Source organism: Flavobacterium sp. Root901 (assembly GCF_001429765.1).
GTDB lineage: Bacteria > Bacteroidota > Bacteroidia > Flavobacteriales > Flavobacteriaceae > Flavobacterium.
Window position 1 is genome coordinate 213,534 of the sequence record NZ_LMJB01000010.1, and the last position, 25,896, is coordinate 239,429.

The 25,896-nt window shown below is 33.4% G+C and carries 19 protein-coding genes; 7 read left to right on the plus strand and 12 right to left on the minus strand.

From position 1 onward, the window contains the following. Positions 1–20 precede the first annotated feature (20 nt). The 5 genes from yidD to ASE21_RS20455 all read right to left on the minus strand — a co-directional run bounded on the left by yidD (position 21) and on the right by ASE21_RS20455 (position 4,327). Positions 21–260 (minus strand): membrane protein insertion efficiency factor YidD, encoded by a 240-nt coding sequence (gene yidD, locus ASE21_RS20435; protein ID WP_057124548.1) that lies wholly within the window; start codon positions 258–260, stop codon positions 21–23. A gap of 21 nt (positions 261–281) precedes the next feature. Further along, positions 282–1,760, minus strand: a complete 1,479-nt coding sequence (gene cysS, locus ASE21_RS20440) for a cysteine--tRNA ligase (protein WP_057124549.1) — start codon at positions 1,758–1,760, stop codon at positions 282–284. Between the two features lie 55 nt (positions 1,761–1,815). Next, positions 1,816–2,181: a four helix bundle protein gene (locus tag ASE21_RS20445; protein ID WP_057124551.1), complete on the minus strand. Its 366-nt coding sequence runs from the start codon at positions 2,179–2,181 to the stop codon at positions 1,816–1,818. 91 nt (positions 2,182–2,272) lie between these two features. Further along, a complete protein-coding gene (gene folE, locus ASE21_RS20450) occupies positions 2,273–2,944 on the minus strand; it encodes a GTP cyclohydrolase I FolE (RefSeq protein WP_057124552.1) in 672 nt (223 codons plus the stop codon). A 186-nt stretch (positions 2,945–3,130) separates the two neighbouring features. Beyond that, complete coding sequence (locus tag ASE21_RS20455; protein WP_057124553.1) at positions 3,131–4,327, minus strand: pyridoxal phosphate-dependent aminotransferase; 1,197 nt, start codon at positions 4,325–4,327, stop codon at positions 3,131–3,133. A gap of 122 nt (positions 4,328–4,449) precedes the next feature. Here ASE21_RS20455 and ASE21_RS20460 point away from each other — a divergent pair, with 122 nt between their 5' ends. The 5 genes from ASE21_RS20460 (at position 4,450) to ASE21_RS20480 (ending at position 12,279) form a co-directional block, all read left to right on the plus strand. Further along, positions 4,450–5,781, plus strand: coding sequence for a PDZ domain-containing protein (locus ASE21_RS20460; protein ID WP_057124555.1), 1,332 nt, complete (start codon positions 4,450–4,452; stop codon positions 5,779–5,781). A gap of 159 nt (positions 5,782–5,940) precedes the next feature. Then, a complete protein-coding gene (locus ASE21_RS20465; RefSeq protein WP_057124556.1) occupies positions 5,941–8,571 on the plus strand; it encodes a gliding motility-associated C-terminal domain-containing protein in 2,631 nt (876 codons plus the stop codon). A gap of 19 nt (positions 8,572–8,590) precedes the next feature. Continuing rightward, the gene (locus tag ASE21_RS20470) at positions 8,591–9,520 is read left to right on the plus strand and encodes a type IX secretion system membrane protein PorP/SprF (protein WP_057124558.1); all 930 of its coding nucleotides are present in this window, start codon (positions 8,591–8,593) and stop codon (positions 9,518–9,520) included. 10 nt (positions 9,521–9,530) lie between these two features. Continuing rightward, positions 9,531–11,660, plus strand: a complete 2,130-nt coding sequence (locus tag ASE21_RS20475) for an OmpA family protein (protein WP_057124646.1) — start codon at positions 9,531–9,533, stop codon at positions 11,658–11,660. Positions 11,661–11,793: 133 nt separating this feature from the next. Next, a complete protein-coding gene (locus ASE21_RS20480; protein WP_057124559.1) occupies positions 11,794–12,279 on the plus strand; it encodes a hypothetical protein in 486 nt (161 codons plus the stop codon). A gap of 137 nt (positions 12,280–12,416) precedes the next feature. Here the strand turns inward: ASE21_RS20480 and ASE21_RS20485 are convergent, their stop codons facing one another. Then, entirely contained in the window at positions 12,417–12,797 is a 381-nt protein-coding gene (locus ASE21_RS20485) for a DUF1573 domain-containing protein (RefSeq protein ID WP_057124647.1), read from the minus strand. Positions 12,798–13,049: 252 nt separating this feature from the next. Between ASE21_RS20485 and ASE21_RS20490 the strand changes: the two genes are divergently transcribed. After that, the gene (locus tag ASE21_RS20490; protein WP_057124560.1) at positions 13,050–15,683 is read left to right on the plus strand and encodes a valine--tRNA ligase; all 2,634 of its coding nucleotides are present in this window, start codon (positions 13,050–13,052) and stop codon (positions 15,681–15,683) included. Positions 15,684–15,769: 86 nt separating this feature from the next. On the opposite strand, the gene ASE21_RS20495 is transcribed toward ASE21_RS20490, so the two are convergent. The 4 genes from ASE21_RS20495 to ASE21_RS20510 all read right to left on the minus strand — a co-directional run bounded on the left by ASE21_RS20495 (position 15,770) and on the right by ASE21_RS20510 (position 22,986). Then, positions 15,770–17,089 (minus strand): APC family permease, encoded by a 1,320-nt coding sequence (locus ASE21_RS20495; protein WP_057124561.1) that lies wholly within the window; start codon positions 17,087–17,089, stop codon positions 15,770–15,772. 131 nt (positions 17,090–17,220) lie between these two features. Continuing rightward, positions 17,221–19,449 carry a TonB-dependent siderophore receptor gene (locus ASE21_RS20500; protein WP_057124562.1) on the minus strand — a complete coding sequence of 743 codons (2,229 nt, stop codon included), beginning with the start codon at positions 19,447–19,449 and terminating at the stop codon, positions 17,221–17,223. A gap of 222 nt (positions 19,450–19,671) precedes the next feature. Further along, the gene (locus ASE21_RS20505) at positions 19,672–20,397 is read right to left on the minus strand and encodes a DUF4198 domain-containing protein (protein ID WP_057124563.1); all 726 of its coding nucleotides are present in this window, start codon (positions 20,395–20,397) and stop codon (positions 19,672–19,674) included. Between the two features lie 138 nt (positions 20,398–20,535). Further along, positions 20,536–22,986, minus strand: a complete 2,451-nt coding sequence (locus ASE21_RS20510) for a TonB-dependent receptor (protein WP_057124564.1) — start codon at positions 22,984–22,986, stop codon at positions 20,536–20,538. A gap of 244 nt (positions 22,987–23,230) precedes the next feature. Between ASE21_RS20510 and ASE21_RS20515 the strand changes: the two genes are divergently transcribed. Then, on the plus strand, positions 23,231–24,391 hold the full coding sequence (locus tag ASE21_RS20515) for an MFS transporter (RefSeq protein WP_057124565.1): 1,161 nt from the start codon (positions 23,231–23,233) through the stop codon (positions 24,389–24,391). 306 nt (positions 24,392–24,697) lie between these two features. On the opposite strand, the gene ASE21_RS20520 is transcribed toward ASE21_RS20515, so the two are convergent. Next, complete coding sequence (locus tag ASE21_RS20520; protein ID WP_057124566.1) at positions 24,698–25,171, minus strand: hypothetical protein; 474 nt, start codon at positions 25,169–25,171, stop codon at positions 24,698–24,700. A 107-nt stretch (positions 25,172–25,278) separates the two neighbouring features. Next, positions 25,279–25,755 (minus strand): DUF6265 family protein, encoded by a 477-nt coding sequence (locus tag ASE21_RS20525; protein ID WP_057124648.1) that lies wholly within the window; start codon positions 25,753–25,755, stop codon positions 25,279–25,281. Positions 25,756–25,896: the final 141 nt, after the last annotated feature.

Consider the following 25,896-nt stretch of genomic DNA (forward strand, 5'->3'; position numbering starts at 1 on the left):
AGAGCTAATCTTATAAAAAGTTAATGTTTTTGTGAACATTTCTTTTCAGGTACAGGATCGTATCCGCTTCTTCCCCACGGGTGACAGCTTAAAATTCGTTTTATTCCTAAATATCCTCCGTAAAACAATCCGTGAGTTTGTAAGGCCTGAATCATATAAGTGGAACACGTTGGTTCAAAACGGCACGAAGCCGGAGTAAAAGGTGAGATAGCAGTTTGATAAAAGCGTACTAATAAAACAAATGGTGTAATGACTTTCATGATTTATTAGATTTTTTACTCTTAGATTGAAAAACTCGTTCCTTCTTTTCCGTCTTTTAATTGAATTCCTAAAGCAATTAACTGATCACGAATCTGATCTGAAAGTGCAAAATTCTTATCAGCTCTCGCCTGATTTCTCATTCCGATAAGCATATTAACAACACCTTCTAATTTATCATTATTACTGTCAGCTGCCTTTTCGTCACTCAAACCTAAAATGTCAAAAACAAAAGCATTTAAAGCGGTAGAAAATGTTTTTAAATCTTCGGCAGAAATAGTTTCTTTTCCTTCTTTTAATAAATTAATATAGCGAACGGCTTCGAATAATTGTGCAATTAAAATTGGTGTATTAAAATCATCATTCATAGCATCGTAGCAAGCTTGTTTCCAGCCGGCAAAATCAACAGAGCTTGTAGCGCCTGCGCTTATGCCCGGAAGAGCGTCAAGGGCTTCCATTAATCTTTTATATCCTTTTTCTGCTGCTGTAATTGCATCATCAGAAAAATCTAAAATACTTCTGTAATGCGCCTGCAGCATAAAAAATCTTGTAACTGATGCTGAAAAAGCTTTGCTTAAAATAGTATTATCACCACTTAAAATTTCTCCTGGTAAAATATTATTTCCGGTAGATTTTGCCATTTTCTTTCCGTTAAGTGTAAGCATGTTGGCGTGCATCCAGTAATTTACCGGCGATTGACCTGTGCAGGCTTCGTTTTGAGCAATCTCACATTCGTGGTGTGGGAATTTTAAATCCATTCCACCTCCGTGAATATCGAAATGATTGCCTAAATATTTTGTGCTCATTGCAGTACATTCTAAATGCCAGCCCGGAAAGCCATCGCTCCACGGAGAAGGCCATCTCATAATATGTTCTGGTTCAGCTTTTTTCCAAAGGGCAAAATCCTGTGGATTTCTTTTATCAGACTGTCCGTCAAGATCACGGGTATTTGCAAGCATATCTTCGATATTTCTGCCGCTTAAAACTCCGTAATTGTTGGTTTCATTGTATTTTACAACATCAAAATAAACAGATCCGTTGGCTACATAACCAATTCCGGTATCTATAATTTTTTTGATGATTTCGATTTGCTCTATAATATGGCCTGTCGCAGTAGGTTCGATACTTGGCGGTAAAAAGTTGAAAGCTTTTAAAATATCATGAAAGTCAACAGTATAACGCTGAACGACTTCCATTGGTTCCAATTGCTCTAAACGTGCTTTTTTAGCAATTTTATCTTCACCTTCATCAACATCATCCACAATATGACCAACATCGGTAATATTACGAACGTAACGAACTTTATAATCCAAATGCAAAAAGTACCTGAAAATAACGTCAAAAGACATAAAAGTTCTCACGTTTCCTAAGTGAACATTACTATATACTGTAGGTCCACAAACATACATTCCAACATTTCCTTCATGGATTGGTTTGAAATCTTCTTTTTCACCCGAGAGTGAATTGTATATTTTTAAGGGCTGACTGCTATATAGTGGCATAATATTAATGTTTAATCGTTTAATCGTTAATTTGTTTAATCGTGATTAGTCGGATTTATTGTTGTGAAAGATAATATTTTTTTAGGTTATTTATCTGATTGCAAATTTTTTCAAGTTTTTCACGAGAAACTATGTATTCATTTTCTGAAATATAATTTAAATCTTTTGAAAGAATTAAATGATTTAATGTTTCCATTGCTGATGAATAGGAGATCGTTAAAAAATGAGCTTTATCTTTGTTAGTATTCCTTGATGTTCCTTCGGCAATATTTGTTGCAATGGAAGAAGCACTTCTTTTTAATTGAGAAATAATACCAAATAATTCATTAGAAGGGAACTTAGCAGTTAATTTGTAAATCTCTAAGATGAAATTTCTGGAATTCTGCCAGACTTCTAACTTCTCAAACGAAAAAACGTACATGATTTTGGTTTTTGTTTAGATGTTTAATCGTGTAATTGTTTAATCGTTCTGTCTTATTCCGGTTAAACAATTACACGATTAACCGATTAAACTAAAATTGAGTATCTAACTTAATATAATCAAGAAATTCTCTTTTCGTTTGAGGATCTTTGAATTTTCCGCCGAATTCAGAAGTTACGGTACTGCTTTCGATGTCTTTAATTCCTCTGGAGTTTACGCAAAGGTGTTTGGCGTCGATAACGCAGGCCACATCTTCTGTTCCTAAAGCTTTTTGAAGTTCCTGAACAATCTGCATCGTTAAACGTTCCTGAACCTGAGGTCTTTTGGCGTAATATTCGACAATACGGTTCATTTTGGATAAGCCGATAACTCTTCCGCTTGAAATATATGCAACATGAGCGCGGCCAATAATTGGCAGTAAGTGGTGTTCGCAGGTAGAATAAACGGTAATGTTTTTTTCTACCAGCATTTCACCATATTTGTAATTGTTGTCGAAAGTAGAAGCTTTTGGCTGTTTTGCAGGGTTTAAGCCTCCAAATATCTCTTTTACAAACATTTTAGCAACACGGTTTGGAGTACCTTTTATGCTGTCATCTGTTAAATCCATTCCAAGAGTCTGCAGAATGCTTTCAACATCTTTTTTAATTTTTTCTATTTTTTCCTCATCAGTAATATCAAAAGCGTCTGCTCTTAAAGGGTTTTTGGCATTACTGCTGAAATGACTGTCACCTATTTCGTCTAAAAAATCTTCGTTATTTATCATTAAAAACTACTATTATAATGGGTATATCTTTTTAAGGCGGTAAAGATAATTAATAAATGGGAAACCTTTTCTATCGTTTTTATTATTTAATCAATCCTTTTTGGATATAATTTAAATCTGGTCTAAAAAGCAAAAGACAATAACGTAAATGGTTATTGCCTTTTGAAAGTTTAAGTTTAGTTTGTTTTATCTATTATTGTAAACCAGTAAAGCTTCTTTTAAAATATTTACTGCTGTAATTAGATCTTTTTTGTTTAAAACATAAGCAATTCGAACCTGATTCAGACCCATTCCCGGAGTTGAATAAAATCCTTTTGCAGGAGCAATCATTACTGTTTCCCCGTTAAGATTATAACTTTCTAAGAGCCATTGCGCAAAATCATCAGAATCTTTAATTGGTAATTCGGCAATACAGTAAAAAGCACCTTTTGGTTTGGTTACGATTACCCCTTCGATTTTATTTAATTCAGAAATTAAAGTATTTCGGCGTTCTTTGTATTCTCCAATAACTTCATCAAAATAACTTTGAGGCGTGTCGATTGCAGCTTCGCAGGCAATCTGTTCAATTGTTGGCGGACTCAAACGTGCCTGGGCAAACTTCATTACAGTTGCTAAGACTTGTGCGTTCTTAGTAATTAAACAGCCAATTCTTGCGCCGCACATACTATAACGCTTTGAAACAGAATCTACCATGATAACATTTTGCTGGACATCTTCTAAATTCATTACAGAAAAATGTACATCATCTCCATCGTATAAAAACTCACGATACACTTCGTCGGCGATTAAATATAAATCGTATTTTTTAATCAGACTGGCTAATTGTTTAATTTCAGTTTCAGAATATAAATATCCTGTCGGATTACCCGGATTACAAATTAAAATTGCTTTTGTTTTTGCAGTAATTAATTTTTCAACTTCTTCAATCCCTGGCAAAGCAAATCCCGTTTCGATAGTCGAAACAAGAGGCACTACAGTTGCACTCGTAGAAGAAGCAAATGCGTGATAATTAGCATAAAAAGGTTCAGGGATAATGATTTCATCTCCCGGATCTGTAATTGTGGCTAGTGCAAACAAAAGGGCTTCAGAGCCACCAGTTGTAACGATGATGTCTTCTGAGTTAACATTTACATTTTGGCGTTGGTAAAATTGAGCTAATTTTTTTCTGTAACTTTCATATCCGGCTGACGGACTGTATTCGATAATGCTTAAGTCAATATTTTTTACCGCCTCGATGGCCACTTCGGGTGTCTTGATATCCGGTTGACCAATGTTTAAGTGATACACTTTGTGTCCTTTTTGCTTTGCTAAATCTGCATAAGGAGCAAGCTTGCGTATCGGTGATTCGGGCATGTTTCTGCCTTTGTTTGAAATTGTTGGCATGAGATTTTTTATTGAAGTGCAAATTTGCATTTTTTTTTCGAATTTAACTTAAAGAATACACTCTCTTATAAAAATCTAACAATAATAAATATATTTACTAATTTTATAATAAAATATTGTCAATGAAAAAATATATTGTGTTGTTTTTTGGGTTATTGTTACCTTTTTTTGTAAAATCTCAAGATAATTTCATTATTGAAAGTAACAAACAGAAGGTAGTAATCCCTTTTAAATTGATCAATAACCTCATTTTTATTCCCATTAAAGTAAATGGAGTCGAACTGAATTTTCTATTAGATTCAGGAGTCGAAGAAACCATTTTGTTTAGTATGGATGAAATGCAGGAAGTTAAATTTAATAATGTTGAGAAAATCAGGCTTAGAGGTTTAGGTTCAGAAACTGAAATAGAAGGATTAAAATCGACAAAAAATGTTTTTGAAACACATGGGTTAAGATCTGACAATCATATGCTTTTTGTAATACTGGATCAAAGTTTTAATTTGTCATCTCATATTGGTATTCCTGTCAATGGTATAATTGGATATAAGTTTTTTAAGAATAATTTGGTTGAAGTTAATTATGAAAATAAAAAGGTAATAATACATACTAATAATGAATCATTCAGAAAAAAACTAGACAGGAAGTTTAAAAGTATACCTGTAACCATCGAAAAATCAAAGCCTTACATTTCTACAACAGCTGTTGTAGATAATGAAGAAATCCCTGCGAAACTTTTAATTGATATAGGCAACAGCGATGCTTTCTGGGTTTTTGAAAATAATAAAATTAAACTTCCCAAGAAAAACTTTCCAGACTTTTTAGGAAAAGGTTTTAGCGGTGATATTGAAGGACATCGCGCCAGAATTCAAAAATTTATAATTGATGATTTTGAATTTAAAAGACCCATTGTTGCTTTTCCTGATTCATCATCGATCAGAAATGTAAAGATGGTTCCCGATCGGATTGGGTCTGTTGGCGGAGAAATTTTAAAACGATTTACCGTAGTTTTAGATTATGCGGACAAAAAGCTTTATTTAAAGAAAAACAATAAGTTTAAAGAGCCATTTACTTATAACAAAAGCGGAATTACAATTCAGCATAACGGATTGCAATGGGTTCAGGAAACGGTTCATTTAGAAACTGTTAAAGTTGCTGTTTCATTAAATGAAGGAGAGCAAAATCAAAATCCAAATAACGGAGGAAATTTTAGATACAAATTTTCTTTGAAACCAATATATGAAATTATTAATATCCGAAAGAAATCTGCAGCTGAAAAATGCGGCTTGCAGAAAGGAGATATCATTACTTCTATTAATAATGAGAGACCTTATAAATATACTTTGCAGCAGATTAATCAGCTTTTAAAATCGGAAGAAGATAAATGGATATATTTAGAAGTTGAGAGAAATAGTTTGCTTTTAAAGTTTAGATTTAAGCTTGAAGATGAGCTTTAATGAAGGGATTATGATAAATTAATTTTTTTATAGTAAAATATTTTGTTTCATTAATGATTTTTAAAATTGTCTTGCTTTTGTGAAAAATTAAGTGTTAAAATTACTTTTTTGTTCAAGCAACATTAATAATTTATTAAGTTTATGAAAAAATAGCAGTTTATGGCCAAAAAATACAATCATTTCTTACGTATAATTTTATTTTTTGTTTTTTTATCATTTTTCCCTCAAGTAATTAATGCTCAATGTGCAGGTAATGACGCAAGTCTTACGGTTTGTGATATTCCGGATGCAAGCAGCAAAGCAATAGATTTATTCGCGCTATTAGGAAGTTCTGCGGTGTCGGGAGGTATCTGGACAGATGACAATTCATCCGGAGGATTAAATTTAACAACCGGAATTTTAAATGCACAGCTTATTAGAGCAAGTGGTATATATAATTATACATATACGGTTACAGGAAATGCCGGCTGCGTTGATAATACGGCAACAGTAACAGTAACCATTGGAGGATATTCTGGTGTAACTTCTCCTAATGCTTCTGTCTGTAGTTCTGTAGTTAATTTTAATCTTTTTCAAGCATTCAACGGAGTCGATGTTAGTCCACAGTTTAATGGGCAATGGCATAATGATACTACAAATGAAAATATTCTTGGATCTGCTGTAAACGTAGAACATTTAGAAGGGACTTTCTATTTTACATATACAATGCCCGCAATAGGAACTTGCCCAGCAATGTCATCAACTGCTATAATAACTGTTTTTAGAGCTCCAAATTCTGGGCAAGCAATTTCCCCTTTAATATTATGTGCAAGTGATGGTTTGTCTGCATATACAAATTTTGATTTATATAGTTTAATTTCTGGTTATGACTCTGGTGGATATTGGATAGAAGGTAAAACGGATGAATTAACCTTTAAAGGAGATCACAATGTGAATGTCGAAAACATTTATAATACATTTGGTGAAGGAATATATGGTTTTAATTATGTAGTTCCATCAACAAATCCGATATGTTCTGACGATTTCACAACTATAGTTATACGCCTTGAAAAAAGACTTGATTTTACAGGAGCGGTTTTAGAAGTTAACTCGGATATATGCGAAACAGAAATTCCAACAGCCTCTTATAATGCAACAATTACAAGAGGACCTGCTGATATCCCGAACGGGACATATTTCGTTGAATATAGTATTTCTGGCCGTGCAGGATATGAAAAGATTGCGGCAAATTTTTTAAACGGAGTTCTTACATTTCCTATTAGTTCAGAGAACTTTAAAAAGGTAGGGGTTTTTACTGTAAATATTTTAAAAATTTATCCTAATACTAGTGCTCAGGCTTGTCAAAATATTATAAATAATTTATCAGACGATTTGATTATTTATCCTAATCCTGATTTAATAGGTGCAATAATTACTCCGACAGCAACCTGTCAAAATCAGGAAGCAGTAATTCAGATTACAAATGCAGTTAAACTTGCAGATGGGGACTATGATATTGTGTATAATATATCTGGTGCAAATACTGTACCTGCACAAGTAGCAAGAATTACGGTTTCTGGTGGTAATGCAACATTTGTTGTGCCAGAAATATTCAATTCAAAAAGCGGTACCTCATTCGTCAGAATTACTGCAATTACTCATGTGATCTCACAGTGTGTTAACAGTGCTAACTTAATAGGTGAAATCCTTATCAACCCTTTACCAAACGGTTCACTTTTAAGATTACAAATCCAAAATGTATGCTTTGGTGAAGAAATAAAAGTAAATGTATCAGGGTTGCAGACTTTAACAGATATTACTTTGTCATACAGCCTTTCTGGCAGTAATGCTTCTAATATAGAGACTGTTAATTTAACTTCTGTGGATGGAAGTTCTAGTTTTGTAATTCCATCTAATTTATTGGTAAATTCTGGTTCAACAACAATTTCGATTGTCAAAATAAAAAATAATATTACTGGCTGTGAAAATGATGTAAGCGGAATCTCAGGTTCTTTTATACTCAATCCTATTCCTGCTGCCCCAGCTGCTGTAAATCAGTCGTTTTGTAAAACTGATGAGGCAACAATTGCAGCATTACAACCACAGGGGAATCAATATAAATGGTATATTTCCGAAACGGATGTTACACCGCTTCCAGCTTCATACATTTTAAAATCAGAAGATTATTATCTGAAAGAAACATCTGCAGCGGGCTGCGTTTCTCCTGCTTCTAAAATTACAGTAACCATTAATGACATTCCAGCACCGACATTAAATCAGGACGGACAGAATTTTTGTGGTTTAGATAATCCTACCATTCTTGATTTATCAAATAATACAGGTTCTCCTTCGACAGTGGTTTGGTATGATGCGCCAAATAATGGGAATTTACTTTCTTCGTCAACCAGATTAGTGGATAAAGCAACTTATTACGGATTTGATTTTTCACCAGCTCTAAATTGTGTTTCACAAGAGAATATTGCCGTAACAGTTTCATTGATTGTTTGTGATTCTCCTGAATATACATTTTTTGTTCCCGATGGATTTTCTCCAAATGGAGACGGAATCAATGATACTTTTACTATTCCGGACATTGATTTTCTGTATCCAAATTATACACTCGAAATTTTCAATAGATATGGAAACGGAATGTATAAAGGTTTTAAAAATAAACCGGCCTGGGACGGAATAAATTATGAGCAAAGCGGAATTGGAAGCGGAATAGCGCCAAACGGAGTATATTTTTACATTCTCTATTTTAATAAAGACAACAGACCTCCTCAACAAGGACGTCTTTATTTAAATCGATAATTTTTAATATAAAATTCAAATGAAAAAAATAATACTCTATATAACTTTCTTCTTTTACATGACATCGGTTTCGGCGCAGCAAGATCCGGAATATACACATTATATGTATAATATGAGTGTAGTAAATCCGGCTTATGCTACTGGCGTTCCTGCTATGATGAATTTTGGCGGATTCTACAGAACACAATGGGTTGGGGCAGTTGGTGCTCCAAAAACTTTTACGTTTTTTGGTCATACTGCAATCTCTGATAAAGTCGAAGCCGGTCTTTCTTTTATATCAGATGATATTGGTGATGGCGCAAAAAAAGAAAATAATATCTATGCTGATTTTGCGTACGTTTTAAAGTTAGGAGGAAAAAACAGGCTTTCACTTGGACTTAAAGCCGGAGTGTCGTCAATGCAGACTAATTTTAATGGATTTAAGTTTAATGATCCGGCGACTGATATGGCTTTCGCCGAAAACATAAACGCAACAAAACCTAATATTGGAGTTGGAGCATACTATTTTAGAGATAATTTATATGTAGGTATCTCTGCGCCTAATTTATTGAAATCAAAATATATTGAAGAAAAATCCGGAGTTAATGCTTTTGGTTCTGAAAACATACACACTTTCCTGACCGCAGGATATGTTTTTCAGGTAAATGATATGTGGAAAGTGAAACCTGCCTTTATGACAAAATTTGTAAAAGGTGCGCCTATTTCAATAGATCTAACAGCCAATGTTTTATACAATGAAAAATTTGAACTTGGTGCTGCTTACAGAATTGACGATTCGGTAAGTGCTTTGTTTAATTTTAACGTAACACCTACTTTAAGAATGGGTTATGCATACGATTATACACTTACAAATTTAGGTCAGTTTAATTCGGGAACACACGAAATTATGCTTCTTTTTGATTTGGATTTATTAGGAAAAGGATTTGATAAATCACCAAGATTCTTCTAAAATGAAAAATATGAAAAAACTACTCGTTATTATATTCGTATTTTCAATACAGTTTATAAATGCCCAGGATCAGGAATTGATTAGAGCAAAGAAATTTTTTGACAGGACTTACTACAGCGAAGCTATTGTTTTATACGAAAAATTAGCCGAAGAAAAACCATCACAAGAAGTAATTAAAAATCTTGCCGATTCGTATTATTATACAAGCGATTTGATAAAAGCACAACGCTATTATCGTCTCTTATTTAAAAATTACAATGACAATTTAGACAGAGAATATAGTTTCAGATATGCTCAGACATTAAAAGCTACCAATAATTACGACGAAGCAAATGCCGCTTTGAAAGAATATTATGCTAAATCGTCAAATCCGGATGATGCAGCAAATTTTGAAAAAGATATTAAAACCCTAGAAAATGTTTCGGCAATTGGGAAGAGATTTGAGATTAAAAATCTTCCAATAAATACGCCAAATTCAGAGTTTGGAGCTGTTGAATACAAAAACAATTTAGTTTTTGCCGGTGTTAAACTAAAGCCCGGAATATTTGATAAAAAATTTAAATGGGATGGAGAAACCTATTTGAATCTGGTTACCATTCCGCTAAAAAACAGCAATGCATCAGATTCAATTACACATTATTTTGCTAATGAATTGAAAACAGGAATGCACGAATCAAATGCCATTTTTACTAAAGATGGTAAAACAATTTACTTTACCCGAAATAATTCAAAAAACGGAAAGAAAAAGAAAGATGATAAGAAAATCTCTAATCTTCAAATTTTCAAAGCGGAGTTGGTTGATGGAAAATGGACAAAAGTAACATCACTTCCTTTTAACAGCCCAAATTATTCGGTAGAACATCCAGCTCTTAGTGCCGATGAAAAAGTATTGTATTTTGCTTCAGACATGCCGGGATCTGTTGGATCTTTCGATATTTATTCGGTAAACATAAATAAAGGAGCATTTGATACTCCAAAAAATTTGGGACCAGAAATTAATACTGTAAAAAGAGAACAATTTCCTTTTGCTTCTGCAGATAATAAGCTCTATTTTTCATCTGACGGACATTTAGGTTACGGATCTTTAGATGTTTTTGTTTCTGAAATTAACGGAAATGAATATTCGAAACCAATAAATATCGGACTTCCTTTAAATTCAAATTTAGATGATTTTGCCTTCAATATAAATTCTGAAACTAAAGAAGGATATTTTGCCTCAAATAGAGAAGGAGGAAAGGGCGGCGACGATATTTATCAATTTAAAGAGACTAAAGATTTAATTGTTGAAGACTGTAAACAATTTATAACAGGAATTATTACAGACATTGATACTAAGTCAGCATTAGAAAATGCTACAGTAATTCTGCAGGATTCAAATAATAAAACCCTTAATACTGTGACAACATCGGTAGATGGAAAATTTAGTTTTACCGTTCCATGTGAAGCTTCATATAAGGTTTCGGCTTTTAAAGAAAAATATACAAATGAGTCTAAAACTTTAACTTTAGACAATATCAGAGATAAAGAAAATGACGCTTCATTAGCCTTAAAATCTTTAGAAATAATTAAGCTGGAAGAAAAAGAAAATGCCGAAAAGAAAAGAAAGCAGGAAATTATTATAGAAGAAGAAAATAAGAAAAAAGAACAGCTTGCTGCAATAGAATTAAAGCAAAAAGAAAAGAAGGCAAAAGAAATTGAAATTGCTGCTGCAGAAGTAAAAAAGAACGAAAAAGTAAAAGAAATTTTAGAGAAGGAAAAAGATGTCGTAAGAGATAAAGACCGATTAATTATTAAAACGAATCCTATTTATTTTGATTACAATATGTGGTACATTCGTAAAGAGTCAAAAGTTGTTTTAGGACGTGTGGTAGAATTGATGAAGAAATATCCCGGAATGGTAATCGAAATTGGTTCGCATACCGATTCACGAGGAAATGCAAAATTCAATGAAGAGTTATCTCAGAAGAGAGCCAATTCAACAAGAGAATTTATACTACAATCCGGAATTGAGGCTAAAAGAGTTACAGCAAAAGGTTATGGAGAATCTGTGCCGATTATAAAATGTAAAACCGATGATGCCTGCTCAGAAGAAGATCATGAGCTGAACAGAAGATCTGAATTTGTAATTAAGAATTTATAGCATTTATATAATAAACCCGGCAGGTTTTAAATCCTGTTGGGTTTTATTTTTATATAAAAAAGTTGTAAAATCTTTTTGTTCGCTTCTTTTTTACTTAATTTTATAGAATAACCCTGAAACAAAATATTGAGATATGAAAAATCTGGTTTTGCCTTGTCTGCTTGTAATCTGTATCGGATTTCAAAGCTGTAAAAATGAAGAAAAACAAAAAGAAACTCAAGCCTTAAAAGCAGATGCCGAAACAATTACTAAAGTTGAGTGCTATCAGGCGATATATGAAAAAGATACAATTCAGTTAAAACTAAACACATTAAAGAACGGAAAACTGACTGGAAATATGATTATGAAAGTTGCACCTTCAACAGTTAGGACTGGCGAAATTGCAGGAGAATTTCATGGAGACACTTTATTTGCAGATTATACTTTTAAAGATTTAGCAAGTCAGGATAAAACATTCAAAAACCCAATGGCATTTTTAAAGAAAGACAAACAGCTTATTTTAGGAAATGGAACAATGCAGACCACAATGGGAGTTACTTATTTAGTAAAAGACAAACCAATCGACTTTGATCGTGTAAAATATAAATTTGATGCTGCTGAATGCGCTGACAAGAAATAGGAAATTTTTAACACAAAGAATCTTTGATAAAGTTTCAAACTTTGTCAAAAATTGAAAATGCAATTCAAAATTAAACTATAAAAAAAGCCGTTTCTAATTTAAGAAACGGCTTTTACTATTTTAAAATTTAAATTTTTTTATAAAACTTCACCCTTAATTTTAAGAGCAACTCGGCCATCAGGATAATTTACAGCATTGGTTTCAACAGTAATTGTTTTACGAATCGGACCGCTTGCCATGTTGTATTTCACATCAATTTTTCCTTTTTTTCCCGGCATTACAGCTGCTGCAGGTTTTGTAACAACTATAGAACTAACTGTAGATTCAGCACCAATAATTAATAGCGGTGCATCGCCTGTGTTAGTAAACTCAAAGGAGCGAACTCCATTATCAGTCTTAGAAATTTTTCCATAATCGATAGTATTGTCCACGGCTGCAAATTCAATTTTTGGGCCATTTTGTGCATAACCTATTGCGCTAAACAATACGACTGCAATAAAAGAGGCAACATTTTTCATTTTGAAATTGTTTTTAAGTTGTAAGTAAATATACATTGTTTTAATTAACACACAAATTATTAATTCGCTTTTTATAGTGTACTTAATTATTTACTTTTGCTGTCAATTACAATTACAAAAATTGAACCAAATTTTCTGTTTAATTGTTTAATCGTTAATTCGTTTAATCAATTGATGATTTGAAAAAGCAAAATCAATTAAACAGTTAAACAAAAAACGATTAAACAGTTAAACGATTAAACAACCTAATAAATGACAATTCCAGCACAATTTGACGCTAAGACGATTGAAAACAAATGGTATGATTACTGGATGAAAAACAACTATTTTCATTCTGAACCAGATCATAGAACACCGTATACTATTGTAATTCCTCCTCCAAACGTCACTGGTGTCTTGCATATGGGACACATGCTGAACAATACTATTCAGGATGTTTTAATTCGTAGAGCCCGTTTAAAGGGTTTCAACGCCTGCTGGGTTCCGGGAACAGATCACGCATCGATTGCTACCGAAGCAAAAGTGGTGGCTAAACTAAAAGCCGAAGGGATCAATAAAAATGATTTGACCCGTGAAGAATTCCTAAAGCATGCGTGGGAATGGACTGACAAATACGGAGGAACAATCTTAGAACAGCTTAAAAAATTAGGTGCTTCCTGCGACTGGGAACGTACCAAATTTACAATGGATCCGGATATGTCTGCATCTGTAATTCGTTCTTTTGTTGATTTATACAACAAAGGCTTGATTTATAGAGGTTACCGAATGGTAAATTGGGATCCGGAGGCAAAAACAACTTTGTCTGATGAAGAAGTTATTTACGAAGAACAGCAGGGGAAATTATTTTTCCTTAAATATAAAATTGAAGGAACTGAGGAATTTCTGACCATTGCAACTACACGTCCTGAAACTATTTTTGGTGATACTGCAATTTGTATTAATCCGAATGATGAGCGTTTTACACATTTAAAAGGTAAAAAAGCGATTGTTCCGATTTGCGGCAGAGTAATCCCGATTATCGAAGACGAATATGTAGATGTAGAATTCGGAACAGGATGTCTGAAAGTTACGCCTGCGCATGATATGAACGATAAAACGCTGGGTGAAAAACACAATCTTGAAATCATTGATATTTTTAATGAAGACGCAACTTTAAACAGCTTCGGATTACATTATCAGGGAAAAGATCGTTTTGTAGTTCGTACTGAAATTGCAAAAGAACTGGAAGAAATTGGAGCTTTGGCAAAGACTGAAACCCATTTAAATAAAGTTGGAACTTCTGAAAGAACTAAAGCGGTAATCGAACCAAGATTATCAGACCAATGGTTCCTGAAAATGGAAGAATTGGTAAAACCGGCAATTAAATCGGTTTTGGAAACCGGAGATATTAAATTACACCCAAAACGTTTCGAAAATACTTATGCGCATTGGTTAAACAATATCCGCGACTGGAATATTTCCCGCCAATTATGGTGGGGACAGCAAATCCCGGCATATTATTATGGTGACGGAAAAGAAGATTTCGTAGTTGCAGAAAACATTGAAGACGCGCTAAAGTTAGCACAGCAAAAAACTTCAAACCTGAAACTTGAAACCAAAGATTTAAAACAAGATGTTGACGCATTAGATACTTGGTTTTCATCATGGTTATGGCCAATGTCAGTTTTTGGAGGAATCATGGATCCTGAAAGTGCAGATTTCAAATATTATTATCCAACAAATGACTTGGTAACAGGTCCGGATATTTTATTTTTCTGGGTTGCCAGAATGATTATTGCGGGTTATGAATATGCAGGCGAAAAACCATTTACAAATGTATATTTGACTGGTTTAGTTCGTGATAAGGAACGTCGAAAAATGTCTAAACAATTAGGAAATTCACCTGATCCATTAGATTTAATTGAGAAATTTGGCGCTGATGGAGTTCGCGTAGGATTGCTTTTAAGTGCTTCTGCAGGAAACGATATCATGTTTGATGAAGAATTATGCAATCAGGGAAAAGCATTTTCTAATAAAATTTGGAATGCATTCAAACTGATTAAAGGATGGGAAGTTTCAGAAACTATTTCGCAGCCGGAATCATCAAAAGTAGCAATTGAATGGTATGAAGCTAAATTGCAGCAGACTTTAGTTGATATTGAAGATAATTTTGAGAAATACAGGATTTCAGATTCCTTAATGGCAATCTACAAATTGGTTTGGGATGATTTCTGTTCATGGTTTTTAGAAATGATTAAACCGGCGTATCAACAGCCAATTGACAGCGTAACTTTTGCGAAAGCGATCGAAATGCTGGAAAGCAACCTGAAGTTACTGCATCCTTTTATGCCTTTCTTAACAGAGGAAATTTGGCAGTTAATTGCCGAAAGAACTCCGGAAGAAGCTTTAATTGTTTCAACCTGGCCGGAATTAAAACCATTTGATGCAAAATTAATCACTGATTTTGAAAATTCAATTGAAGTAATTTCCGGAATTAGAACGATCAGAAAAGACAAAAATATTCCGTTTAAAGATGCAATAGAATTAAAAGGAATTAACAGCGAAAATGTTTCGACTTATTTTGATTCGATCATAACAAAATTAGGAAACGTTTCAGCTTTCGAGTATGTTTCTGAAAAAGTAGACGGCGCATTGTCTTTCCGTGTAAAATCAAATGAATATTTTATTCCGATTACGGGAAATATTGATGTTGAAGCTGAAATTAAAAAGCTGACAGAAGAATTGAATTATACAAAAGGATTCTTAAAATCTGTTGAAGCAAAACTTTCTAACGAGAAATTCGTAAACGGAGCTCCGGAAAAAGTACTTAACATTGAAAAACAGAAACAAGCTGATGCTTTAGCAAAGATTGCTACAATCGAGCAGAGTTTGGCTGGTTTGAAATAAGAAATAAATTTAAAAATTAAAAAGCTGTTCATTTGAACAGCTTTTTTTATAATATGATTTCTCATTCCTCAAAATGACAATTAGGATTACTTTTTAATCTTCTTCAAAACTAAAAACAATGGATATGAAACAACAGTGATTCCAATAATTACAATAAAACTTTTAGGGTCGCTGTAAATAAATCCAATTAATAAGGCAACAGAAGCAATAATAGCAATTATGGTTGTCCACGGATACCAAAAGGAACGATATGGTCTTGGTAAATCTGGTTCTGAATTTCTTAGTTTTAAAAGAGAAAAATAAGCCAGTCCCCAGACAATTATTGAAATGAATGCTGCGAATGAAAATAACACTTCGAAAGAACCCACAAAACAGATTAAAAATAAACTAAATAAGGATGAAACCAGAAGTGCAGCAATTGGAGTTCCGCCTTTATTTACAATTGTTCCCTTTTCGATAAAAAAACCGTCACGGCTAAGTCCGTAAAGAATTCTTGGCGGAATCATCATAAAAGCATTCAAAATACTGATTAACGAAAAAATAGAAATTACAGTAACGATTACAGCTCCGTTTTCTCCAAAAAGAATCTTGGCCACATCGGCGGCGGCCAAATTAGATTTTGCTAGAGTTTCAATAGGTAAAACATGAAAAAATGCCGCGTTTACTAAAATATAAATAGCAACAACAAGTAAAACTCCGCTGTATAATGATTTGGGAATGTTTTTTCCCGGATTATCATTTTCCTCGGCAAAAAAACAAACCGCATTCCAGCCGTTATAAGTTCCAATAATAAGCTGCAGTGATTTGAAAAATCCGAAAATAAGTCCAATTTGAAAGATAGAATTATCCGTTTCAATTTTAGGTGCTTTAACTCCAGAATACATAAAACAGGCAACTACCAAAGCCACAAAACAAATTACTTTTAAGAAACTGGTAATTTGCTGAATGACGCTTCCGTTTTTTACTCCGCTTAAATGAAGTAAAACAAATGCTAGTAATAACGAAATAGAAATTACAGTAGAATAATCAGCAAGTTTTGGAAATAGAATAATAATGTATTCGCTTATTACAATGCAGTAAAAGGCAGGCGGAATTGCATTTGTAATATAATCGAACCAGCCAGAAAGAAATCCGGCATAATTTCCAAATGCCCGTTTGATATAATTATAAGATCCTCCGGCTTTTGGTAACATGGTGGCAAGTTCTGCATACGAATTGGCGCCAAACAAAACATATAAGCCGCCAAAAAGCCATGATGCCAGAATGAGCCAGTAATTATTGAGCATTTCAGCGATATTTCCCGGTGTTCGCAAAATTCCAACTCCAATTGTTCCTCCAATTAAAACAGCAATATTAAAACTTAAACCTAAACTTTTCTTTAATTGGTTTTTTGCAGTATCTGACATATTTAAATTTTAAAGTGGAATTTGAAGGTAAAAGTAATTATAAAAGAAACATTTTTACAAAATAAAAAACCTCACCTTTTAAAGATGAGGTTTAAGTTTTCGAAATTAAAAAATAAATCTAATTCAAAAGTTTAGAATTTATATCGCAGACTTGTCATAACCTGACGAGGTGCAATTGGGTTTACACTATAATTTTCGTGAACCGTATAATTTAATTCGTTTGTAATGTTTGATAATTTGCAAAGAATTGAGATTTTTCTCCAGGTATATCCGGCAGAAACATCAATTGTCGTGTAGCCTTCTAAAGGGATTTCTCTGTGGTAAATACCATCAGGATATTTGGTGGTGTCAGTACTATATTGGTCATTCCATCCGCCTAAACGGTCACCAATATAATTTCCAATCGCGCCCAGAGATACTCCTTTAAACAAGCCATCTTGTACAGTGTAAAAGAAACTTAGGTTTGCGGTATTTGCAGGAGTTCTGACAAGACGGTCACCTTCTATAAAACTTCCGTTTAAACCAGATGTTTTTGTATAACGCATATCGTTGTAGCTGTAACCTGCAATAATGCTAAGTCCTTCAATTGGTCTTGCGGTAACATCAACTTCAACACCTTTACTTTTAGTTTCTCCACTTAAAACTTTCACGTTTGTATCTGTGTTTAAGCTTCCGTCAGCTTTAAATTCAGCTGTTTGAGCAAGATTGCTGTTTGTGATTTGATAAACAGTAACATTAGTGCTTAATAATCCCTTAAGGAAATCAGTTTTAATACCTGCTTCATATTGATCAATAATAGAAGGCTCAATTGGTTTTAAATCTGCTGTAGTTCCTGTGTTTGGAGTAAACGAAGTAGAATAACTTCCAAAGATAGAAACGTCTTTTCTTGGCTGATATATTAAACCAAATTTTGGAGAAAAAGCGTTATCTAATTTTTTAGCCCCAATCGTTGGAACAGCATTTTCCGGACTTACTGTTTGTACTCCTGAAACCAAAGTTTCTTTGTAAGTGCTGACTTCTGCTTCCTGCCATGACCAGCGAATTCCCGCAAGAACTTTGAATTTTTCTGTAATTGAAATTAAATCCTGAAAATAAACACCAAAACGATTGGTTTCTGTTTTTGCAATTTGAGTTGCTCTGGCGTCAGGAATATCATTTCTTTGAGTCGATGGATCAAAGGTGAAAAGATTTATTGTGTCATAATTTGCAGGACTAAATGCAAAAGTATAAGCTGTTACAAAAGAGTTTTCCCAGTCTGCACCTGTAAATATTTGATGTTTTACAGATCCGGTATTAAAGTTCCCCTGAAGACTTAACTGATCTCCTAATACTTGCTCTGAATTTTCGTTTTGCACTAATGGTCTTGTCCAATTTCCAGTTGAAGTTACAGTAGATAATTGTGCTGTCGATTTTGAAGTTCTGTCATAAGTTTGGTAAGAGCTATTGAAATTAAGCTTCCAGTTTTTATTGAAATCGTGATTTAACAATACAGATGCACTAGCAGATTTTGTATTACCATTTGACCAAAGTGATCCGTAAAAATTATTACGAGGTAAATCAAGGATTTTTGTACCAATAATTCCCGTTCCAAAATCAGGAGTCCAGTCGGCAGTTAAATAATCTCCCTGAACCGTAATTTGTGTTTTAGGATTAATAACAAAAAGCAAGGACGGATTAATATATAAACGCTCGTTTTTAACAACATCTCTAAAGCTTTCTGAATTTTCATAAGAACCATTAATTCTAAAAGCAATGGATTTACTAAGACCGCCATAAAAATCAAAAGCAGGTTTATAATAGTTAAAACTTCCCATTTGCATCGATATTTCGCCGCCGCTCTTAAATTGAGGTGTTTTGGTTACAAGGTTTAGAATTCCTCCCGGAGCAACATTTCCGAATAATAATGCCGAACCTCCTTTAAGAAACTCAACTTTATCTAAACCGGAAACATCTGGAATTGAACCAGCATTGTAACGAAATCCGTTTTTAAACATATTATTGGCAGACATGTCGTAACCTCTTGAGAAAAAAGATTCCTGAGCACCGCCTCGGGCAGAACCTACATAAACGCCATTTGCATTTTTTAATACTTCACTTAATCGAATTGCCTGTTGTTGTTCAATAACTTCAGAACCAATAACTTGAATAGTTTGCGGATTATCCATTGGTTTTAAACCGGAACGAACTGCAGTTACCGGTTTCGGTTCATTGGTTTTAGTTACTACAACTTCATCTAGGATTTCTTCTTTTTTGTTTTTTACAGTATCGCTAACTGAGGAATTTCTTTTGTCGTTCGTATAATTTTGACCGTAAGAGACAAAACTAAACAACCCGACTACAATAAGTAAAGTATATTTCATGGTATTTATTTGGATTCAATTAAAATAATGGCCGCAAATATACAATTGGCATTTGTGTTAACAAAATTTATGAACGTGTTTTATTGTTTAAAATTTATTTATTTTTTTAAATATTTTTATTTTTTTTTTGTTCTGTTCTTTTTTTTCAAATAATAAAAAAAACCTTGCCGTGAAGCAAGGTTTTTTAAATTGAAATTAATCTAAGAATGAAGTTAAAGAATATTATTTTACTGTAATTTGGCAGGTAGCCATTTTCCAGATTTCATCATATTTTTTGCCGTTATGTTCTCCGGCAGTTTTTTCAGTATAAGCAAATTCTACCATGTAATTTCCTGACCATAAAGGAGTAAAAGAAACCTCACCTTTATCATTTGACCATAGTTCTTTTTCCCATCCGTTTGGAGCAATAACTTTGATTTTTTGCTCTTTTGCAATAGCACCATTATATAAAGCAGCAACATTTATTACCGCATTTTTTTTCGCAGCATCTGCATCTGCAGAAAAAACACTGATAACATTGTTATTAACTGCGGCACTATTTCCTGCATTTTTGTTTCCAACCACAACAGTTGCACTGGAATTATAATCTAACTTCATTGTACCATATACATCTTTTACCGTATGATGCATTACAATGGTATAAACTCCGTCTTCATCCGGAGTAAAAAATGCCTGATATTTATTGTCCAAAGCCTTTGCAGTAAGTTTTGTTTCTTTTTTTGAAGGAGAAATTACAACCAAAGAGAAATCTTTTAAATCAGAAAACCATTTGTCTGCCTTTGTAATATCATTTTCTGAGAATTCTCCAAAATAAACTGAAATTTCCTGGGCTTTTCCTTTTGTTCCGGCTGCTTTGGTTTCGATCCAAAGTGCGTGGGCAAAAAGCTGAGGTGCTGCAAAAAACATTAGAAATAATAAGGCTATTGTTTTTAAAGTATTTGATTTCATAAGGTCACATTTAAATTTTTAGAATGATATTTTTTACAAACATAACTCTTATTTAGAATAATTAAAAATAAAAATTCATAAAAAAGCCCCGAAATTGTTCAATTTATGAACATCGGGGCTTTTTTAATTTGAAATTGTCTAAAATTTATAAGCAAAACTTACTAAAGCATTTCTTGGTTTTTGTGGGTTCACCGTAGACCAGCCTCCGTTAAAATAATCTTTGTTTGTTATATTATTTATATTTAAGCTTACGCGAAATTTATTTGAGCTGTAAAATAGAGATCCGTTTAGAACGGTATATTCTGGTAAAACAAATTTTCCGGTAACCTGACTGTCCACAATAACATTATCGCTGGCGTAATTTCCTCCAAAACCAATTCCGAAATCTTCTAAAAATCCTTCACCAAATTTATAAGATGCCCAAAGGTTTATAAGGTTTTTGGGTCCTGCCCAAAATGGTCTTTTTCCTGTTTCGAGCCATGGATTTGCTTCGTCTCCTTTTATTATTTTGCTGTCGTTGAAGCTGTATCCTGCTATGATACTTAATCCTTTTAACGGTGCAGCATTCAGGTCAAATTCAAATCCTTTGCTTCTTGCCGTGCCTCCCTGCACTGAATTTACTACACTTCCCGGTGCCGATGTAACTAAATTCTCTACCTCGATGTCATAATAACTTACCGTTGCATTCAGCTTATCTGATAAAAGATTTGCTTTTACACCAAACTCTAACTGATTAGCATGTTCCGGTTTGAAGGTTTTTGTTCCCATTGGCTCTTTTGTAGTTTCATCATACACAACAGTTGGAGAAATGTTTCTAAAACCATTCATATAATTCGCAAAAAGAGCTAATTTATCTTGTATAGGCTGATAAAGTAAACCAAATTTTGGAGATAAAGCAGTTTGGTCATAATCATCCTCATCTGTTGTGACGTCTCCTTTAGTATCAAAATAATCCACACGTAAACTTGCCATTGCAAGCAAACCTGGAGTTATGTTGATAACATCAGATGCATAAGCACTATATGTGGCTTCTTTACCGGTATAATTTGTTACACCGGCAGATGCCAGAACATTATCTACAGAACTGCGTGTAGGATATCTGGGATCAGCTTCGATACCGGTTTCAGGATCAATATAATTTACATTTCCCTGTGGCGTTACGTTATAAAACCAGGCATAACCGCTTCCGCCAAAGATTAGCTCTTTTGCGTAATAATCAAGTCCAACAACTAATCGGTTACGTAAAGTTCCTATTTTAAAATCACCAATAAAATTTTGCTGAATGTCTGTTGTGATAGTTTGCGACTGATCTTTTGTAATGCTTAAACCAAATTCGCCTTTACCATTTTGATTGTCATAAATATAAGAGTAGTAGCCATCAGATTTAGAAGAACCTCTTGAAAAAGCGGTTTGTAAGGTCCATTGATCCGATATTTTATAATTCATCTGGGCCTGTAAATTAAATCTTGGGTTTTTCATAGTCAAATCATTACTATAAAAAGAAAGATGAGTATTATAATTCAGTTCCTCCAGATTTGCAAACTGTAGTTGGGATTCTCTTCCTAAAAACAACATTGGAGGAGTTGTTTTTTCTTCCTGCATAAATTCGGTATTTATAAGAAAAGATACTTTATCATTTACTTTATACGAAAGGGAAGGAGCAATAAAAAGTGCTGTACGAAATCCCGCGTCCTGAAAACTGTTTTCTGTTTGATAAGAAGTATTTACTCTAAATAAAACATCATTATTATCATCTAATGGCGTATTAAAATCTGCCGTAACCCTGCTGAGTCCAAAACTTCCTGCTGTATAAGAGAATTCTCCGCCAAAACCTTCATATGGTTTTTTGGTTACCGTATTAATAAGACCTCCGTAACAAACTAAACTGCTGCCAAATAAAGTTCCGGACGGCCCTTTTATAACTTCAATTCTTTCGATGTTTGCAGGATCAAGACTACCATTTGTTAAACCTGGCAATCCGTTTACGATATTGGCCTGCGCTTCAAATCCGCGAAGTGTGTAGTAAGAACTTCCATCGCCTCCACGGCCTGTAGATTCCCATAATTTCTGGATTCCGGGTACGTTTTTTAAAGCATCGTCATAAGCCGTAATGGCTTGTTCTTTCATTAATTCAGAAGAAACGACATTGTAAACCTGAGGATTTTCGATATTTTTCAGAGGCATTTTAGAAACATAAGTGCTTTGTTTTGGAAATGCTTTTCCTCTTGAATTGGTAATAATAACTTCTTTCAACTGTTTGTCAGAAACTTTTAATTGCAGGTTTACTGCAGCGGTTTCGTTTTCTGTAACAATTACTTCATTTTCAATAGTTTCGTAACCTGTTAATGAAATTTGTATGGTATAGGTATTAGCTTTTATACGGTTAAATTCAAAACTTCCGTTTTCATCTGTTACAGTCCAGTATTTAGAATTTTTTAAAACAACATTAACTCCGGCTGCCTGCTCGCCGTCTAAAGTGGTGATGGTTCCTTTTATTTTTCCATTGTTTTGTTGAGCAAATAGGGCAGTGAATGTAAACAGGAAACTGATTAAGAGAAAACAGGATGTTCTCGAATTTTGGTAATTCATTTTTTCTTTTTAATGGTTATAGTTAACTTATTTAGAACGAATAAAAACAAATCAAAAATAGAAATTATTACATTAATAAATAATATTTCACTTCATAAATTATCGGTTTAATTATAAGTCCAACGAAAAAAGAGTTTTTTGTTTTTAATAGAATAAATCGAAAGAATGAAGGTATTTATTAAATGTAAAACGGACAATAATTCGTTTTAAAAGCTTTATTTTTGCAATCTGAAAAAGCAGCTTCATGATTTTACCCATCTTTAAAAAGATTCAAAATACGCCTCGTGGATTCCGTATCGCCAATACTGTATTTTTTTTCCTTTCCGGATTTGGATATTCTTCCTGGGTATCCCGAATCCCGCATATCCAAGCACAATTACATTTATCTGAAGCCGAATTTGGAGCTGTTTTATTTGCATTTCCAATTGGCTTAATGCTGACAATGCCTTTTACAGGAAAACTATTAAATAAATACAGCAGCCGTTATATTATGCTTTTAGGCGCAATTATGTTTAATATTGTATTATCACTACCGGGTTTGGCCGCTTTTGTCTGGCAGCTGGTTATTATACTTTTAATTTTTGGAGCCTCCCGAAATATTTTCAATTTATCGATTAATGCACAATCTCTTGAAGTTCAGAAATTATATCCAAAATCAATTATAACCCGTTTCCATGCGGTTTGGAGTATTGCTGTCTTTTCGGGAGCGGGTTTGGGTTACGTAATGGTTACCCAGCATATTGCACCGGCACATCATTTATTGGGCGTAAGCGTATTTATGCTGGCCCTTACCGCTTGTTTTTATCCGTTAAGTATTCATAATGAACCAGTACCGGTTAAAAAGAAGTTTTTTTCAATGCCGGAAAAAAACCTGATAAAATTTGCACTCATCTGTTTTGTATCTATGGCCTGCGAAAATACGATGTATGACTGGAGCGGGATTTATTTTGAAAACATCTTAAAAGCTTCACCAAAGTTAACTAGTGCGGCATTTGTGTTTTTTGCAACAGCTGTAACCCTGGGACGTATATTTGGAGATTATGGCGTAATGAAATTTGGAACCAAAAAAATCCTGCTCTACAGCGGAATATTGATTACTTTAGGTTTTGGGATTTGTTTTATTCTTCCGTATGCTTATCCCACTATTTTTGGATACGTTTTAATCGGATTTGGGGTTTCTTGTGTGGTTCCGTTGGTATTTAGTATTGCGGGAAGATCATCAAAACTTAGCAGCGGTTCTGCTTTAACTTCTATTTCGACAATTGGTTATCTTGGGTTTTTACTTGTTCCGCCAATGGTTGGTTTTATCTCTGAATATCTTAGTATGAAATTTGCGTTTTTAATTATGGCGCTTTTAGGTATTATGATGATTTTTATGGTGAATAAGATTGGGGAGAATGAGTAAATTTTTTTTTAAGGTTCTAAGAGGCTGAGGTGCTAAGGTGCTGAGGTAAAAAGGTACAAAGTTTTTCACTTGCCTCCAGTTTTAACTGGAGGGATTTAATATATCATAAAAAAGGCTTTAGCAAAACTATTGAGAGTTTGGCTAAAGCCTTTTTTATTCAAATCTTATTCCCCCTAGCTGAAGCTAGGGGCTATGAAAAAACTTTGTTGTTTTGCGATATTGTTTATATGTAACAACGGTTTTAATCCGTATTTTTTTTAGAATATTTGACCTTAAAGTTCCTTAGGAATGCTTCTTTGTACAATTCTATTGATTCGCTTTTTGATCTAATACATCAAGAAATTTTTTCCATTTGGATTTATCGATAAGATAAGAATATTGAAAACTTGCTTCATACAATCTTATTTTATCTTTAAACTCCAATGTGTCAATGCAAAATAAACCAAGATGTTTTTTTTTATTTAAAAATTGAACTGAATATACGGCATTTGGGCAGCAACAATAACTTGTTTTTTCAGCATTTATAAATATTTCGTCAAAACTTTCGATTTGATTTTCATTTACAACTTTAAATTCTTTTATAGGAATTAAAGAATCAAGATCTCTTGACCTGCTTTTTATTGCTGTTGTATCATAAAGTTTAATGATAATTTCTGTACTGTTTGATTTAGTATTATTAAAAGAAAAATTATCCCAAAGATTTTCAATGGTAGTATTTGCTCCTTTGTTACAGCTGCAAAGTAATACAGAAAATAGAATCGATAGGAATACTTTTCTCATTTAAGTTTGAGAGTTGTTTAATTATTTTGAGGATAGAAAAAATCGTCTGTTGGTTTTAATTTATATCGATGAATATATTTATTTTAATTTGCATTCGAATCATTATGCTATTTTTTCGTCATCACAAACTTCTCAGAACTAGGTTTCCCATTCAATTTACCGGAAATTTCAGCTGTCAAAGTATTATTGGCACCTTTTGTATAGGTGATTTTTTGAGGATAATCGTGTTTTGCGTTTTCAAAAACCAATTGTTTGTCTGATTCTGCAGTTGATGGAAAAGCTGCTGCTTTTTCTTCATTCTGACCTTTTACAGTTGCAAAATAAGTTAACGTTTCTCCCTTTTGAGCCAAAACAATAGTTTCAAAATGAAGGGTATCTTTTCCTTTAATAAAATAAGAAGAAGCATTGAAAGTACTATCGTTTAGTTTTTCCCAGTTTTCAGTCAGAATTCCGTCTGGCGATTTGTTTTCCCAATTTCCAATCAGCCAGTCGGCCAATTTGATTTTGTCTTTTTCGACAGTTTCTTTTTTCTGGCAGGAAACAAATGCTATAATAAAAGCAGCAATAGTAATTTTCTGAAGCATAATTGAGTTTGTTAGATTGAAGCTAAGGTATAAAAAAAAAGTTTTCGCCACGAATTTCACTATTTTACACGAATTATTTTTTTGAATGTTTGCCAGGAATTTAACTAATTGTCCCGAATTATTTTTTAGAATATCGGCCAT

Excerpts from the sequence above, each read along its gene's own strand:
- ASE21_RS20475 (WP_057124646.1), top strand. The coding sequence starts at position 9,531 with ATGAAAAAACTACTCGTTATTATATTCGTATTTTCAATACAGTTTATA.
- ASE21_RS20520 (WP_057124566.1), bottom strand. The coding sequence starts at position 25,171 with ATGAGAAAAGTATTCCTATCGATTCTATTTTCTGTATTACTTTGCAGC.
- ASE21_RS20465 (WP_057124556.1), top strand. The coding sequence starts at position 5,941 with ATGGCCAAAAAATACAATCATTTCTTACGTATAATTTTATTTTTTGTT.
- ASE21_RS20500 (WP_057124562.1), bottom strand. The coding sequence starts at position 19,449 with ATGAAATATACTTTACTTATTGTAGTCGGGTTGTTTAGTTTTGTCTCT.
- folE (WP_057124552.1), bottom strand. The coding sequence starts at position 2,944 with ATGATAAATAACGAAGATTTTTTAGACGAAATAGGTGACAGTCATTTC.
- ASE21_RS20480 (WP_057124559.1), top strand. The coding sequence starts at position 11,794 with ATGAAAAATCTGGTTTTGCCTTGTCTGCTTGTAATCTGTATCGGATTT.
- ASE21_RS20490 (WP_057124560.1), top strand. The coding sequence starts at position 13,050 with ATGACAATTCCAGCACAATTTGACGCTAAGACGATTGAAAACAAATGG.
- ASE21_RS20495 (WP_057124561.1), bottom strand. The coding sequence starts at position 17,089 with ATGTCAGATACTGCAAAAAACCAATTAAAGAAAAGTTTAGGTTTAAGT.
- ASE21_RS20525 (WP_057124648.1), bottom strand. The coding sequence starts at position 25,755 with ATGCTTCAGAAAATTACTATTGCTGCTTTTATTATAGCATTTGTTTCC.
- ASE21_RS20515 (WP_057124565.1), top strand. The coding sequence starts at position 23,231 with ATGATTTTACCCATCTTTAAAAAGATTCAAAATACGCCTCGTGGATTC.
- yidD (WP_057124548.1), bottom strand. The coding sequence starts at position 260 with ATGAAAGTCATTACACCATTTGTTTTATTAGTACGCTTTTATCAAACT.
- ASE21_RS20470 (WP_057124558.1), top strand. The coding sequence starts at position 8,591 with ATGAAAAAAATAATACTCTATATAACTTTCTTCTTTTACATGACATCG.
- ASE21_RS20510 (WP_057124564.1), bottom strand. The coding sequence starts at position 22,986 with ATGAATTACCAAAATTCGAGAACATCCTGTTTTCTCTTAATCAGTTTC.
- cysS (WP_057124549.1), bottom strand. The coding sequence starts at position 1,760 with ATGCCACTATATAGCAGTCAGCCCTTAAAAATATACAATTCACTCTCG.
- ASE21_RS20460 (WP_057124555.1), top strand. The coding sequence starts at position 4,450 with ATGAAAAAATATATTGTGTTGTTTTTTGGGTTATTGTTACCTTTTTTT.
- ASE21_RS20505 (WP_057124563.1), bottom strand. The coding sequence starts at position 20,397 with ATGAAATCAAATACTTTAAAAACAATAGCCTTATTATTTCTAATGTTT.
- ASE21_RS20485 (WP_057124647.1), bottom strand. The coding sequence starts at position 12,797 with ATGAAAAATGTTGCCTCTTTTATTGCAGTCGTATTGTTTAGCGCAATA.
- ASE21_RS20455 (WP_057124553.1), bottom strand. The coding sequence starts at position 4,327 with ATGCCAACAATTTCAAACAAAGGCAGAAACATGCCCGAATCACCGATA.
- ASE21_RS20445 (WP_057124551.1), bottom strand. The coding sequence starts at position 2,181 with ATGTACGTTTTTTCGTTTGAGAAGTTAGAAGTCTGGCAGAATTCCAGA.